The 15,687-nt window shown below is 50.2% G+C and carries 14 protein-coding genes and 1 tRNA gene; all 15 read right to left on the reverse strand.

Going from position 1 to position 15,687, the window contains the following annotated elements; translation table 11 throughout:
* Nucleotides 1–144: 144 nt before the first annotated feature.
* The gene (locus tag DKB62_RS05055; RefSeq protein WP_087478197.1) at nucleotides 145–1,326 is read right to left on the reverse strand and encodes a UxaA family hydrolase; all 1,182 of its coding nucleotides are present in this window, start codon (nucleotides 1,324–1,326) and stop codon (nucleotides 145–147) included.
* 5 nt (nucleotides 1,327–1,331) lie between these two features.
* Nucleotides 1,332–1,637 (reverse strand): UxaA family hydrolase, encoded by a 306-nt coding sequence (locus tag DKB62_RS05060; RefSeq protein ID WP_107196465.1) that lies wholly within the window; start codon nucleotides 1,635–1,637, stop codon nucleotides 1,332–1,334.
* Nucleotides 1,638–2,513: 876 nt separating this feature from the next.
* On the reverse strand, nucleotides 2,514–2,636 hold the full coding sequence (locus DKB62_RS12880) for a hypothetical protein (protein ID WP_267312755.1): 123 nt from the start codon (nucleotides 2,634–2,636) through the stop codon (nucleotides 2,514–2,516).
* 514 nt (nucleotides 2,637–3,150) lie between these two features.
* Nucleotides 3,151–3,226, reverse strand: a tRNA-Ala gene (locus tag DKB62_RS05065).
* A gap of 146 nt (nucleotides 3,227–3,372) precedes the next feature.
* Complete coding sequence (locus DKB62_RS05070; protein ID WP_107196464.1) at nucleotides 3,373–5,829, reverse strand: autotransporter outer membrane beta-barrel domain-containing protein; 2,457 nt, start codon at nucleotides 5,827–5,829, stop codon at nucleotides 3,373–3,375.
* Nucleotides 5,830–6,240: 411 nt separating this feature from the next.
* Nucleotides 6,241–7,503 carry a sensor histidine kinase gene (locus DKB62_RS05075; RefSeq protein ID WP_107196463.1) on the reverse strand — a complete coding sequence of 421 codons (1,263 nt, stop codon included), beginning with the start codon at nucleotides 7,501–7,503 and terminating at the stop codon, nucleotides 6,241–6,243.
* Nucleotides 7,504–7,527: 24 nt separating this feature from the next.
* A complete protein-coding gene (locus DKB62_RS05080; protein WP_107196462.1) occupies nucleotides 7,528–8,211 on the reverse strand; it encodes a response regulator transcription factor in 684 nt (227 codons plus the stop codon).
* 16 nt (nucleotides 8,212–8,227) lie between these two features.
* Nucleotides 8,228–8,851 (reverse strand): GTP pyrophosphokinase, encoded by a 624-nt coding sequence (locus tag DKB62_RS05085; protein ID WP_107196461.1) that lies wholly within the window; start codon nucleotides 8,849–8,851, stop codon nucleotides 8,228–8,230.
* Between the two features lie 151 nt (nucleotides 8,852–9,002).
* Nucleotides 9,003–9,941, reverse strand: coding sequence for a sugar kinase (locus DKB62_RS05090; protein ID WP_162860290.1), 939 nt, complete (start codon nucleotides 9,939–9,941; stop codon nucleotides 9,003–9,005).
* A 405-nt stretch (nucleotides 9,942–10,346) separates the two neighbouring features.
* The gene (gene lnu(C) / locus DKB62_RS05095) at nucleotides 10,347–10,841 is read right to left on the reverse strand and encodes a lincosamide nucleotidyltransferase Lnu(C) (protein WP_019543803.1); all 495 of its coding nucleotides are present in this window, start codon (nucleotides 10,839–10,841) and stop codon (nucleotides 10,347–10,349) included.
* Nucleotides 10,842–10,864: 23 nt separating this feature from the next.
* Nucleotides 10,865–11,902, reverse strand: a complete 1,038-nt coding sequence (locus tag DKB62_RS05100; protein WP_002837184.1) for an IS1595-like element ISSag10 family transposase — start codon at nucleotides 11,900–11,902, stop codon at nucleotides 10,865–10,867.
* A gap of 148 nt (nucleotides 11,903–12,050) precedes the next feature.
* Entirely contained in the window at nucleotides 12,051–12,617 is a 567-nt protein-coding gene (locus tag DKB62_RS05105; protein WP_107196751.1) for a GDSL-type esterase/lipase family protein, read from the reverse strand.
* Between the two features lie 14 nt (nucleotides 12,618–12,631).
* Nucleotides 12,632–14,104, reverse strand: coding sequence for a tryptophan transporter (locus tag DKB62_RS05110; RefSeq protein ID WP_087477565.1), 1,473 nt, complete (start codon nucleotides 14,102–14,104; stop codon nucleotides 12,632–12,634).
* 12 nt (nucleotides 14,105–14,116) lie between these two features.
* Entirely contained in the window at nucleotides 14,117–14,800 is a 684-nt protein-coding gene (locus tag DKB62_RS05115; protein WP_162860325.1) for an energy-coupling factor transporter transmembrane component T family protein, read from the reverse strand.
* A complete protein-coding gene (locus DKB62_RS05120) occupies nucleotides 14,800–15,612 on the reverse strand; it encodes an energy-coupling factor ABC transporter ATP-binding protein (protein WP_107196750.1) in 813 nt (270 codons plus the stop codon). The genes DKB62_RS05115 and DKB62_RS05120 overlap by 1 nt, the downstream gene beginning before the upstream one ends.
* Nucleotides 15,613–15,687 lie beyond the last annotated feature (75 nt).

The following is a 15,687-nucleotide window of genomic DNA, read 5'->3' on the forward strand; positions in this document are numbered from 1 at the left end:
CTGTTTCTATAAGAAATTTTTTCTACCCCTAGTGTAACTAGGGGTTTTATCATGCCTATTCGGCGACAAAAAAAATCCCTGCCCCATCTGCATTCAGCAGAGAGGTCAGGGATTTGTATTTCCATGCCATACAATATAGCCGTATTAAATAACCGGCCCGACGCAGAAAATATCCATAGAGCCAAAGTACCCTAAGGCTTCGTTTTTCGTCATCCGGCCCGACAGCACTTCCAGCAGCAGCTTGAAGGCTTCTTCGCCGATTTCTTCAATGTGGCTCTGCCCCAGCAGGATGCGTCCGGCATTTAAGTCCATGTCATGCTGCATCCGTTCGTACGTATTGGGATTGCCGCAGATCTTGATGACCGGCATGGACGGGAAGCCCTGCGGCGCGCCCCGGCCCGTAGAAAACATCATGACCTGCGCGCCCGTACAGGCCATGCCGGTCAGAATTTCCGGCTCCCGGCCCGGCGCGTCTTTAATCCACAGGCCCTTCAGGCCATCGGCGCGGTCGCAGTACTCCAGCACGCCCTGAATGGGACGGTGCCCCGATTTTACGATAGCCCCCAGGCTCTTTTCTTCTATGCTGGACAGGCCGCCGGCAATATTTCCCGGCGTCGGCTGGCCGCCCCGCATGTCTTCGCCTACCGATTTAGCCCGTTCTTCCATGCGGTTTACGATGTCGAAAATCTTTTGCCCTACGGGACCGTCGGGCCCGCCGACGGCGCGGTTTGCCAGGATATGTTCGCCGCCGATGAATTCCGTCGTTTCGCCGAAGATGACCGTCCCGCCGAGGTCGACCAGCTTATCAGCCACATAGCCGATGACGGCATTGGAAGCCAGGCCCGACGTCGCGTCGGAAGCGCCGCACTTGATGGACATCATGATTTCCGAGGCATCGACTTCTTCCCGCTGGCAGCTGGAAATCTCCATGACCATCCGCTGGGCCGCATCGATACCGGCCTGAATGGCCCGCGACGTGCCGCCCAGTTCCTGAATCCGGATGATGTCGACAGGCTTTCCGCAGGCCCGGATTTCCTCTACCATCCGCTCGTGATCCGTCCCTTCGCAGCCGAGGCTGACGATTAAGGCCGCGCCGACGTTCGGGCTTTGTCCCAAGTTGGACAACACGTCGGTTACGCGCTTTAAGTCTATGGGCAGCTGACAACAGCCCTGATGATGAAAATACCCGATCGTTCCCTGAACCTGCCGGCAAATCGCTTGTCCTACGTCGTTGGCGCAGATGACGCTGGGAATGACGGCGACCAGATTGCGTGCCCCTACTTTGCCGTCGGCGCGGCGATAGCCCTGAAATGTATACTTGCTCATACTCATTACCTCCCTGCAATATCTCCTCTGCCGCGGCGCGCTTCTAAATTGTGGACGTGCACGTAATCGCCCTTTGCAATATCGCAGCTGGCCGTCCCGATGCATTCGCCGTACTTCATGATGAAATCGCCCTGATGCAGATCCCTCAAGGCAATTTTATGGCCATAGGGGATATCGTCGTTTACCCGTATAATCTCCGCGTGTCCCTTTTTATCGCGCACTTCGACGTCCATCCCCTTCTGAATACCTTCAGCAAAAATAGTCGCCACGTTATCCAAATCGTCAATCTTTAAAGCCAATTTCAAATCCATAAGCGTCCCTCCTGTCTCGTCTATCAGAACAAACCCTACGTACGCAAAATTCCGCATCACGCTCCTATCTCCAGCCGCAGTCCCTGTAAGCTGCCCTAGCTGCAGCAATAGCCCTTTCCAACCTGCCGCAGCGACGATTGAATTATTCTTAAACCCAGTATATCACTTAAATAATTTATTGTGAACATTATGAACTCATCATATTTTAAATTACTTTTCTGAATTACTATTTATATATGCCGTACAACTATCCTACAGCATTTTATGCCCGACATCGTGTATACATCCTGCCGCAAATAAATCTATACAAAACATACCGCAAAAAAATAGGACTCACCGTCGTCATTCCAGTGAATCCTATGCATCAGAAATATATGATACCGCGCTGCATAGCCGCCATATCAGCGTCGTTCCTGCAAAAAAAGGGCAGAAAGGGAGCAACCCTCTTTCGCTGCAAGGGCTCGCCCGTCATCTTGACAGGTATGTTTTATGCACCGGTCATGGTATAATAGTGGCGTTGCTTACCCCATACCGGCAACGGAAAGGGGGAGTGTTTCAATGCCTTTACGATTTTTGGAAGCCGTCGCGGCTAGTGTAGTGGCCTACTACCTATGCAAATGGTTAGACGTGCTTCTGCGTGAGATAAGCAACTAGCCTAGGTGCAGCGTTCACCGTAAAGAACGCCAGAACCCCACAAGGTGGCCTAGACCTTGTGGGGTTCGTTATGTTTCCATGCCTTTACGGTTCACCTTTAGTATATCAGCACCAATGCCGGGCGTCAATACATCGCCGCGAATATTTCTATTCGTTCGCATTCGCAATACCAGGCGGTGCCCTGCTGTTGCTTTGGTATCCGAATTTCCGACCGCCAACACGTTACATGGCCTTAGGCCCAAACATCATTACGGCCAGCGTTTCGATGATCTTCGGCAGCCGACGGCGGCAATAGCCTTCACTCACGGCGTTGTCGCTTGCGATAAAATCACATAACCGCGCCATATTTCGCCTTATTTCCTGCAAAAAGGGCAGAAAAGGAGCTCCCCTCTTTCGCTGCAAGGGCTCGCCCGTCATCTTGACGGATATGTTTTATGCGCCGGTCATGGTATAATATTGGCGTTACTCTCCCTATACCGGTAACGGAAAGGGGGTAAGCAGCATGTTCGATTTACTCATATCGTTTTTTGTATCTGTCGGAGCAAATGTAGTTGCCGCCTGCATTTGTAAGTGGCTGGATAGATACCGTTAACAGAGTAACCAGCACATAGCAAGACACCCTGGGAAGTTGCCGCTTCCCAGGGTGTTTTTTACAGCACATTTTACTCATATCGTTGCCTATTTGTAGTATATCAGCACCAATGCAGGGAGTCAATACGTTGCCGTGAATCTTCTGTTTCATATTGATCGTTCCATACATCGAACTTCACAAAATGCCGCACATAAAACCATCCTATTCTTTCCCATATTGCAAAAGAGGTTTCACCGTTTTCAAAAACAGTGAAACCTCTTTTTTTTCTGGTGGAGATAAGCGGGATCGAACCGCTGACCTCTTGAATGCCATTCAAGCGCTCTCCCAGCTGAGCTATACCCCCATGTGTTTGACAAGGAGTATTATAGCATAGTGAAACTTATTTTGCAAGGGATTTTTTCCTAATATGTTGAGCCCTTTCATACGATCAACCCCATGGCTCAGCCAGAAGTCAAAAAGAGATTTTAGCCTTCTCAGAAGTTTTTCAAATCAGACAAAGGCCCACCGCATACCGACATTCCACTGCCACGGCGTTTCTACATCTCCGCCGAAGGTTTTCACTACGTCGGCATATAGATAGCTGCTGTCGTTCACTTTATAATTAAACCCAAGGCCAGCTTCCCACCACGTATCGCCAATGTCCTGACTGTAGCTGTTGCTCAATCCCTTCAGACTTAAATACGTGTCGGCGCTGCCGGCGAAGTCATGCAGCAAGCTGGCTTTAGCATATATGCTGCCTTTTTTGTCAAAGGCTTTGCCCACTTCAAACCCTACGCGACCTACAGCGCTTTCCAGGCTGTCCTGACGGACGTGAATCCCGTTATTCGTCGTAAAATCTTCTCCGCCGATGCGCATAAGGGTCATCTGAGCCTGCGGCGTGACGTACCAGCCGTCTTTGAGATCAATTTTCCGGCCATATTCGCCGCTGAGGCTCGTTCCCCACATGTCGTAGTCGCCGTGCGTATGGCCTGCTTCGGTGTAAATGTCAAAATCGTTGCTCAATCGTCCCTGTTTCAGCACGATGTCGGCATAGTGTCCATTGCGGCCCAGCCATGTGCCGTACAGGCTCAGGGAGGTGCTGCGGTTTTCGCCCATGCCCTGGGCATACGTCGTTTCGCCGTCGTTATGGCTCACTGCCGCGCCGTAATGCCAGTTTCCACGAGCCCAGTCATATCCAAGCTGGAAGAAATTATACTGGTTTTCATACTGGCTGTCGTAATTAAATTCGCCGCGGCTCATGCGGACCCAGATCCCCTGTCCGCCGTCGCTCTCGCGCAGATCGCCGAGACGCTGGCTCAAGGTGCTGTCTTCCTGTCGCCACGCGACGATAGCCGTTTCGGCAATGTGTTTCATGGCATCCATGGTCTTCGTTACCCGATTGCCGCCGGTAATGTTCGCAACATAGCCTTGGCTATTGGCGTCAAACCGCAAATCCCCACTGGCTTCCGGAGTGATAAGCCCTTCTTTTACCGTGACTTTGCCGTCCAAATTACCGTCATTCGCATCGTAAAAGATTTTATTGGCAATAGCATTTAAGTTCTCTTCCGTTTTTTCAATATCCAATGTATTAACATTATTGTTAATTATGCCTAAATTAACCGAAGAACCTTTTCTGGCATCGCCAATTATTACATCACCTGTGTTAGCTAAATTTAAAATACCGTCTGTATCAGTATTTGCGGCAGAAAAATTAATATCGCCGTTGCCGGAATAGTTACGAATTGCTATAGTACCTGCATTGGTTTGCTCAACCACACCTTCATTCATTGATAAATTCGTTAAAAGAGAACCACCGGCTAACCCAGTAGGTTTCCACACCGCTCCATTGTGAAGTGCCAAATCTGCAACCGCATCATTATTAGCAATCTTTATATCGCTTTCAATTAAACTATCATCACCGGTAAAATTTAAATTAACAAGGCCTTTGTCCTTGTCCGTTCCGGCTTGGATATCGCCTTTAATTACGCCATGTACTGCATTTTCAGCAGTATTCGAAAGTTCTGCTTTTGAAATATCTACAATACTATCAGCTTGAGCTAAAATAGCAACAGAACCTGTCTCAGCACCATTCGTGTCAATATATACATTATCTCTGAAATTGACGATAGCATTCACATCATAGTCAAAAGTAGCTGCCCCTGAACAGAAAACTCCTATAGCCATTCCAGATTGGTTATTAACAGTTATTTTAGTTTCATCATTAAAAGTTGCTATATTCTCGCTCGAAGAAATTATAGATGATACACCAGCTACAGGCGAAGTATTCGAATTTGCATTAAAAGTCAAATCTACAGCTTTATTGAATATAGCCTCGCTACCATATGATGTATTTATAGCAGCAACTATCCCCATACGTGGTTTAGTAATATCTTTAGTTGAATTAATAACTGCTTCCACATTGCCATTAAATTCTACTTTGTTGCCGCCGGTAAGATTTATTGCTGCAACCTCATTTTCATAATCAGAATTAACTTCAATATTGACATCTCCGTTAAATATTGCATTTCCGCCAGCATATATACCAAAAGCACCGTCATAATACGAAAAACTATTTACATTAATTTTTAAATCAGGATTTATAATGGCCTCATTTGGTATTTGTGGACTTATATCAATACCAATGGCTTTTTCTCCGCCAGCAGCAGTAATATTTAATTTTGCGGTATCATTTCCATTAATCAGCATACTATTATTTTCTATGTTAATACCAGTTACATCACCGCTCATATTTTCAGCATGAATAGAAGCTTCTCCATTAACTGTAACGGTTAATTCTTTATCAGAATTATTTATACCAATATCATCAACACTAACAATATCACCACTATGTAAAGTAATATCATCTTTTATGGTTTCTGTATACTCCGCCGCCAAGGCCGTATTAGCCGACAACACGCTTCCAGCCAGCAGACACAACAATACCTTATATTTCATTTCTTTTTTCATAGTCTTACCTCCTGATTACGCAAATTCGACTGTCAGATTTCATGCACCCTGCCTATTACGGAAACGCAAAAAAAGACAGCATACGGCCATGCTGCCTTACCAGGTGTTCTATATCAGGGCATACGGATCCCGTTGTCATTTGCTGTTCAGAAAGCATTACACGCTTATATTCATACCCCCCCCCCCGTAAATGGAGTTGCCTGCAGGGAGCTTACTGGTTCACAGCCGTGCTGTCTCCAACGTTTGTTCACGATTCTTCACCTCCTGTTGCAGTATGATGTATTGTATATAGTTAAGCATACCATTAGTTTGACCGCTTTACAACGGATTGCCATTGAAAATATTGCAAGAAAAAGGGGCTGAAAGGTGCAAAATATGCATACGTTTCACCCCTTTTCTTACATTTTAGTTTTACGAATTAAGCCGTACTGTAAAGGTAATCGCGCCGTCCTTGTATGCTACACCGAGCTTTCCCTTCAAAAGCTGGGCCAGTTCCTCCGCCATGGACAGGCCGATACCGTAGCCGGCTTTTTGGCTGTTGTGGGACTCATCGCCGCGGTAAAAGCGCTCGAAGAAGTGAGAGTAATCCATATTGGCTCCGTCGGCGTAGGTATTGGAAATCGCCACGAGAGCGCCCTTCTGCTTTTTGGCCGTCGTCACCGAAACGGCTATGGCGCCGCCGTCGTCGCAGTATTTTACGGCGTTGTCCATGAGGATATTGACGAGGGTATAGAGACGCTTTGAGTCGGAGCGGACAACGATACCCGGCGCAATTTCCGTAGAAATCGTCTTTTCTGCCTCCTGGGCCACCATCTGGAACGACTCGGCGACAGACGCCGCAAGCTCCGATACGTTTACGTCTTCCATGACCAGTTCCTGCTTCTGCTCATCCATCTTAGACAGCATGATGAGGTCGTTGATGAGCTTGGACAGCCGCTGGACCTGCTTTAAGATATTTTCCGTCCACTGACTCTTGCCGCTGATGAGCTCCAAGGCTTCCGTATTGGCCGATATGATGGCAATGGGCGTCTTCAGCTCATGGCCGGCGTTGGTAATAAACCGCTTTTGGTTTTCCATATTGCGGATAAAGGGCTTAATGGCCAGGTTGCACAGCGCGGCCAGAATGACGACGTACAGGATGATGCAGCCCACGCCGAACCACAAAGAATAGCGCATAAAGGTCCTGACGGCAGCGACGTCACGGGTGCAGTCCATGATGACGATGAGATAATCGCCGTTAGGCTGGGGCGTAATCATGTAGCCGTAGCTGGCCTTGTTCTTTTCGAAAAAGCCTTGCGGCTGGCCCTTGGCGACGGTCGTCCTGGCGTATTGTATCGCCTCTTCCTTCGTAAAGGCGGCGATGTTGGCGATATTGATGTCGCGGGCATAGCCTTCGTCGTCGACTAAAATGCTGAAATACCGAAGCTGATAGGAAAAATCCGGCGTATTCTGGGACCAGTCGGTCTCGCCGAACCAGCTCGTTTCCTTCGGCGACGTATACAGGGGCACCTTGCCGCCGTTTTGCGAAATATACGACAAGATCGTCTCTACCTGCGCTTCCATGCGCATGTAGCTGATCGTATTGATAAGCCCCAGCGCGCCGGCTACGATGATGACGACGCCGACTGTCGCGACTAAAATAAACTTTCGCCGCAGCTTTTTGATCATGTCCATGACGATGCACCGAACCTCTCCCGCTTATTCTCCTTCGTTTCTCACAATCAGGGAAAAGGCCTTCCCCTTTTCCCCGGCAATCTGGATGTCGGCCTGAATGGCTTCTAATTTTTCCCGCAGGTACGACACGTATATCCAGACGATTTCCTCCGTCACGTCGTCTTCGTCCTTCCAGACGTGGGTGAAAATCGTCTCCGTCGGCAGCTCCTTGCCGGCGTTGAGCATAAAGAATTTCATGAGCCGCGTTTCCTTATTGCCCAGGCGGACGGAGCTTTTGCAGGATAATTCCTGTTCCTCTACGTCCAGCTCGACGGCGCCGGCTGAAAGGGCCGACGGCGTAAAGGCCGAACCGGAACGCCGCGTCATGGAGCGGATGCGGGCCAGCAGCTCGCCCATGGCGAAGGGCTTCGTCAGATAGTCGTCGGCTCCGGCGTCGAGGCCCGTAATCCTGTCATCTACTTCGGCCTTTGCCGTCAGCATGATAACCGGCGTCGTGTCGCCGCTGCCGCGCAGCTCCTTCAGCGCGCTGACGCCGTCGAGCTTCGGCATCATGATGTCGAATATCATGCAGTCGTAGGCGCCGGAGCGGCCCTTTTCCACGGCAGACAGGCCGTCGTACACGGCGTCCACTTCATATCCCGAATGCTCCAGCACGGCAACCAGGGCCATAGACATGGCCTTTTCGTCTTCTGCCAATAATAGTTTCATCGTCGTATACTCTCCTTTAGTGGTCTGCATGAATCAGATTCCGAATCGTCTGCATGGACAAATCGCAGGCCGCCAGCTCGTCGGCGCAGCGCTTCAATTCCCGGACGATCATTTCGGGATTCTTGATATCGTGCTTGTATTTCATCTGGTGCTCCAGGCTGGCCCATGAATCCATGGCAATCGTCCGCAGCTGGATTTCTGCAAAGAAATGGCCCGGATTGTTGCCTTCCACGTCTTCATAAGGGGCTTCGATGTCGATAATCATGTGATAGCTGCGGTAGCCATTGGGCTTTACATTTTGAATGTAGTCCTTTTCTTCTACGACGCGAACGCCCGGTATCGCCTTGATGGCTTCGATATTCCTGTAAATATCGTCGAGAAAGCAGCAGACGATGCGCAGGCCGATAGCATCGTGAATGTCGTGCAGGGCAGAATAGGCCGTCTGCGGCAAGCCCTTGCGCAGGCATTTTTCCATCATGCTGTCCGGCGACTTGATGCGGTACAATAAATGCTCGTAAGCCGCCTCGCCGCTTTTTTCCTTGACGTCTGCGCTGTAGGCCTGAATGCGTTCAACAAGACCGTCCATGACGCGCTGCAGAGACGGCCCGTAGGAACCATATATAGTCGATGTCCAATCCATGTGTTTCACCTGATTTCTATAAAAAGAATGTGGCACAGCTGTTTTTATATTATACCATAGGTCCGTCCAGTCCGTCCTGCCAAAAGAGAAAAAGCGCATGGCCGCGCTGTATCATACCGGCAGCGTCCATGCGCTCTGTATACTGGTTGTATTATCGTTCCATAAAGGCTTTCAGCTGCTCCGGATAGGGCAGACCTTCGTTGTCGCCGCGGCTCATGACCTGAATGGCGCCGATTGCCGTGCCGCGCCGAACGGCTTCTTTCAAGGGCAGGCCTTCCATGAGGGCCGTAATGACGCCGGCAGCAAAGCCGTCTCCTGCGCCGACTGTATCGACAACGGTTTCAACCTTAAAGCCGGGAACCATGTATTCCTCGTCTTTCGTCGAAACGAAGGCCCCGTCGCCGCCGCACTTTGTCACAACGGCTTTCGCACCGTTCTGCAAATAAAATGCGTTGATTTCCTTCGGATCATCGCTGCCCATGAGAATCCTGCCTTCAGCTGTGCCGGGCAGAACCATGTCGGCCTTAGCGGCCAGCCGGTTCAGCGTCTGCACCATGACGTCCTGGCTGGGCCAGAGCTGCAGGCGAAGGTTGGGGTCAAAGCTGATGAACAGTCCTGCTTCGCGGGCTTTGTCGAACATGAGGTCGACGGCTTCCCGCGTCGAATCCGACAAGGCCGGCAGAATACCCGTAACATGAAGGTGCGTATACTCGGAAAACTGAATCTTTTCCACGTCTTCAACAGATAAGGTCGACGCGGCGGAACCGGCGCGGAAATAGAAAATATCCGGGTCGCCTTCGCTGACGCGGCTTTTCAGCATAAAACCCGTTTTTTTGTCGTCGCTCCACGTCACGAATTCGCTGCCGATGCCGTTGGCCGTCAGCACGTGAATAATGCGCTGTCCGAAGGGGTCCTTCCCCAGCTTCGTCATGTACGTAACGCGATGACCCAGACGAGCCGCTCCTACAGCTACGTTGAATTCCGCCCCGGCAACGGCCAGGTCATAGCCGCTGACGCTGTCCAGAGAGCCTTCACTCTGCGCGATGAGGAGCCCCATCGGTTCGCCCGCTAAAATTAATCCAGTCTTCATCACCTTCACACCTTTCGTCAGTATAGAATAGGCCGCAACGCAATAGATATTTTATGAAAGCGCTACCGCAAATAAAGCAAAAAATACTCTTGATTTCCTGATACGCTTCCCAGTGTGTTTCACACTAAAAAGCTGATGAACAAGCTCATTATATCTCATATTTATATCTTCCGCAATATATTTCACCATATAGTAAACGCATACATAGTACCGGTTTATTTACTCTAAGGCAACGATATTTGTGTTTCAATTGCGAAAGCGTTTACACACGATGTATTTCATTCAAAACAACACCTCGATGCCTTGCCGCGTAGAATTATAAAAGGCTATGTCACAACAAACAGTTGATAAATAGCCATTTTTATAGGGGAGTATCAGAACTCCCCTACAAACTGTTATTTGCAGTTATCTATACTCATTTGGAATTTCGATATGAAGTGTCTCACACAATAACTTCACATCATGTGCATCATTTTCATCAAACTCGTATCCCAGATGGAACATTACTTGACTATATGGTTCAATACAGGAAACCTCTATTTCCTCAATTCTTCCTTTACCCGAAAAAGTTTCTACCGGAAAACAATCCCCATCATAAAGAATTTCACCTTCGTCCGTATATTCAAAACAATGCAAATCAATAATTCTGTTTTTCAAATCTTCCCATACAGTATGGTTCAATGTTGTATATTCCATCTTAATCTCATAAAAGCCATTAGCTTTCATTATTTCTATAAAGTTCTGATAATCGTTCTTTTCTACAAAAATGTCAATATCATTATGGGCTCTTGACTGATATCCAAGAAGAGCATCTACACCCCAGCCACCATCAAGAAAGACTTTAATCTCCGCATCTATTGCAAATTGAAGAATCTGTTTTACATCTGTTATATTGACCATCTTATCATCTCCACAAATTCTAATTAGGCGACCAGAGGAACTGCTGGTCTGTTTGATAAATCTCTGCATTTAGCAGTTTTCAATGTTGCCAAAACGAAAGTTAAGAAGATGTTCCTTTTCTCCATGTCGCTTTCTTTGGCGTAATTTACAAGGTTATTCCACACAAGATAGTTGTTCAGATACTTGGTAGAAACACCGTTAAAGCCACGCATAAACCTCTTTAGCTGGCTATGGTAGCTATTGATATGTTGGATATTATAAATGCCTTTCTTGGCTTTGCCAGTCTTTAACTGCACAAGGTCAATGCCATTGGCATTTGTAAATCTCACATAGGAGTTCATCTTGTCCGTAACAAGAGTGGAATTGGTCTTAATCCTACCATCATAAATATGATGTAAATCTCTTGTAGAAACTCTACCAGTATTCGTAATCTTGGAGATAGACAAGCCATTCCTATTAACCGCACAAGGAACACATACCTTTTCTTGGGACAAGCCTCTGATATGTGTAGAATGACCACGCTTATGAGCCTTGCGTGGCATAGCAAATGTCTTACTCTTGCTATGATTGCCCTTGTACGAGATGGCGAAAAAAGTTTCGTCAGCCTCAATAATGCCGTCAAGGGTAACATCGTCTGCCATATTCTGAAGTGCATCCAAAATCTTGTGTCTCCAAAGGAATGCGGTGTTTCTGTGAATCCCACAAGCAACAGCAGTCTTACGAATGGATAAGCCATTCATCATACAATCAATGTACTGCTCCCACACGGACAAGTCTTTTCTTGTACCAGACACAATGGAGTTCGTAGCAATCACGAAGGACTTGCCACAATCCTTACATACATATCGCTGTGTGCCATCTTTACGATGACCATTGCGAACCACATGGATACAGCCACAAAGAGGGCATACACGACCATTTGCAAAGCGTTCCTTTGCTACGAAATCTTCAATATTCAAAGACTTTACAAAGGCAGGACTTAAAAGCATTGTTTTAAGGCTTTCCTGCTCTGCGACAGTCAACTTACCGATAATATCTAATGCGTCTTTGATAGTAGGCATATCCAATTACCTCCTTCGGTGGTACTGTTTCTTACTATTATTATACGCTATTTCTCGTCAAAATCAACCATTTGTTGTGACAGAGCCTTATAAAAAAATACCGCATGTTCCCGTACATACGATTCGGAACATGCGGTATTTGCATATATCAGCGGATTATCTGAATGGCCTGCCGCGCCATGACGGCATAGCCTGCTTCATTGGGGTGAACGCCGTCGGCGTACAGGTTCGTCTGGCCTTCTTGTTCTGCCTGCAGCATTGCGCCGTAAAAGTCGACGGCAGTGAAATGGTATTGTTGGGCCAGCTGCAGCAGCCATTGGCGGTGGCTGCGCAGGGCTTCATTGTGACGGGTTACGTCATGTCTTCCCTGCCAGCCGAACAGGGCGCTTTCCGCCTTGGTCAGGATGGGCACGCCGACATACACAGCTTTTTTCTCACGCTGAAAAAGACAGGCGACAGCTTCCAGGTTTTGTCTTATCCGGTCCGGCGAAATATCCATGAGGATATCGTTGGAGCCGCCCATAAAGAAGAAGGCGTCGAACGAGTCCAGCTTCATGCGCTGGGCCCGGTACAGCATGCCGCCCGTCGTATCGCCGCACAGGCCTTCGTTGCAGACGGAAATCCCCTTTTCCTTCGCCAGTCTTGTCGTCCAGCGGCAGCCGCAGGCGACGTCATAGCCGTAGGTCAGGCTGTCGCCCAAACATAACAACTTCATAGGCTCTTCCTTTCTCAGATCTTCATCTGCCGCAGCGAATCAACAGCCGCTTCCGTCGAAACCCAGGGAACGGGGAAGGTACATCCCGCCTTTTCCAAATCGAGCTGGCAGGCGAATACCTGAGGAATGGCCGATTTATATATGTCGTGGTCGTACATATAGCGCAGCGTCGTTTCTACGTCGGCATCGCAGACGATTTTCCCTTCGTCGAGGAGCACCAGCCGGTTGGCGTACGGCAGTGCCGCTTCCAGAGAATGCTCGATGACCACGATAGTGTGGCCGTACTTGACGTTGAGTTCGTGGATGAGCTCATAAAAGGCGTGGGTGCCTTCCGGATCGAGGGCCGATGTCGGTTCGTCAAACACGAGGATATCCGGGTTGGTCGCCAATACGCCGGCAATGACCAGCCGCTGGCGCTGGCCGCCGGACAAATTGCTGAGCGGACGATGGCGGTACGGCGTCATGCTGACCTTTTCCAGGGCTTCCGTAATGGCCGCTTCGATTTTTTCCGGCGCGACGCCTTTATTTTCCAGGCTGAAGGCGATTTCTTCTTCTACGGTCATGGCGACGAGCTGGCTGTCGTAGTCGTCGAGCATCGCGCCGACGCGGCCGGCCAGATCGGAAATCGTCGTCTGGGTCGTAGCCTTGCCGTCGACGTATACCATGCCCTTCATGACGCCGCCGAAATAATGGGGAATGGCGCCGGTCATGGCCATGCACAGGGAGCTCTTGCCGCTGCCGCTCTCGCCGGTCACGACGAGAAAGTCGCCCTTGTGCAGCACCATGGAAACGTCGTCCAGGACGGGCTGCTTCCGCTTATTGTAGATGTATGTCAGATGCTCGATGGAAATGAGCCCCTCCTGAGAGGGCTTTAAGTCGTACATGCTGTGGTCTGAAGCCACTTCCTGCTCTTCCAGCGAATCGAGGATGCCCCGGGCCACGAACAGCCGCAGGGCCGGGAAATACATGACCGGCGTGACGACGGCGTTCAGCAGGCCGATAACCACGACCAGGGGCAGCATGCCGGCGAAGTAGACGCTGTTTGGCAGGCCCATGACAATCTTCAAAATGGTGACGAAGATACCGCCGCTCATACAGGTCGCGGCAAAGCCGGTCAGCACGGGAAGGCACGAATGGCCTTTGATTTTTATAAACGACAGATTCTTTACGATAAACGTACAGGTCAGGGCGCCCATGGGCTCGCTGATGAGGTTGCCGTAGGGAAATCCCGATTTCGACGTCAGCACGTTGACTAGGGCGGCGACGAGGCCGATGCCCACGGCCTGCCGGTACGAGGGCTTGGTCAGGCAGATGGCGACGCAGTACGTGGCGATCGTCCAGTTCGGCGTAATGCCGCCGACGCTGGGCGATACGAGATGAAGTATCGTGCCGATGGCCAGCATGAGCGTCGTAATGGTAATCCAGCGGAACTGTCCGCCCTGGCGGTGGTGAAATTCCAACGCGGCAATATCTTCTACTTGTTTCATACCTGCTCCTCCTTATACCAATCCATGAAGCCGCATGTACACGACAACGCAGCTGACCGCCGCCATGACGGCCATGACGGCGTAATCCCTTCCCTTAGGCCGGACGTTGCTCATAAAGCTGTGCTCGCTGCTGCCGAAGCCGCGCAGCTCCAGGCTTAAAGCCATCGTTTCCGACCGTCCCAGGGACTTGAGCATGAGCGGCTGGATGACGCTCATATAGTGGATCATCTTCTTGACGACGTTGCCCTTCGTAGACAGGCCGCGGCAGGCCTGAGCCTCCTGAACGGCCTTGCTTTCAGCGATAAAATCGGGGACGAAGCGCAGGGCCGCCGTAAACATAAAGGCGTATTCATAGGGAATTTTTACCTGCTTGACCAGAGCCGCCGTCAAATCCTGCAGCCGCGTCGTCGTCAGCAAGATGATGAATACGACGGTCATGGCCATCATGCGCAGGCCTGTGATATACGCCGATTCGAGGGAACCGCCGCCGACGAGCTGGACCAGCCCGAGAAAGACGGCGAAGACGGCCAGGCTGCATACGGCCTTGAGATTGCGGCTCAGGCTGCCGCACATCGCCAGCAGCAACAGCTCCGCCGCCACGAGGACGACAAGAGGGGCCGTCGTGTTGATGACTAAGGCCCAAAAGGAAAAGGCAAAGGTGCCAATTAATTTCGTAATCGGTACAAATCGCTTCATCATCGGTTCCCTCCTATACGCCGCAGCATTTCTTCCGTAAATTCCTTCATCGACCGGCAGTATTTCATGCCCGGCACGGCCATGGACAGGGCCACCGACTCGGGGCGGCTCAAACCCAAATCGTACAGGTCTTCGCGCTGCGTAAACAGCTCCTGCGGCGTGCCGTCGAAGGCCTTCGTATGATTGCCGATGACGATAACCCGCTGGCAGTATTGGGCGAATATATCCATATCATGAGAAATGATAAGGATGGTCATGCCCTTTTTATTCAAGTCGGTCAGCAGCTCCATGAGCATTTTCTTATCGGCGCTGTCCTGCCCGCTCGTCGGTTCGTCCAAGATGATGCAGCTCGTATGCATGGCAATGGCCGAAGCGATGGCCACGCGCTGCTTTTCGCCGCGGTTGAGGTTCGGCGGGTAAGCCTTGGCCAAATGGGACAGGCCCGTCATGGCCAACGCCTCGGCGACAGCCGCAGCCGTCTCATCCCGGCTCATGCCCAGCTGCTGCGGGCCATAGGCCACTTCGTCCTCGACGGTCGAACGGAACATCTGCCGTTCGGGCCGCTGAAATACGTAGCCGATGTAGTGGCTGCGGGCCGACGCGTCGTCGTCGTTGATGACCTTGCCGTCATGAAGGATTTCTCCCGATACGGGCTTTTCCAATCCCATGAGCAGGCGCGTCACCGTCGTCTTGCCGCAGCCGTTGCGGCCGCCCAGGCCGATGAACTCGCCCGGACCGATTCGTATATTAATATGTTCTAATACGGGCACGCCGTTTCCATAATTAAAACAGACATCCTTAAACTCCAGCATTAGGTTTCCTCCTATATATGCACAAAAAAAGCCTTTCATCCCCTTGTGTTCAGGGACGAAAAGCTTATGTTACTG

It is taken from the genome of Megasphaera stantonii (assembly GCF_003367905.1).
Classification (GTDB): domain Bacteria; phylum Bacillota; class Negativicutes; order Veillonellales; family Megasphaeraceae; genus Megasphaera; species Megasphaera stantonii.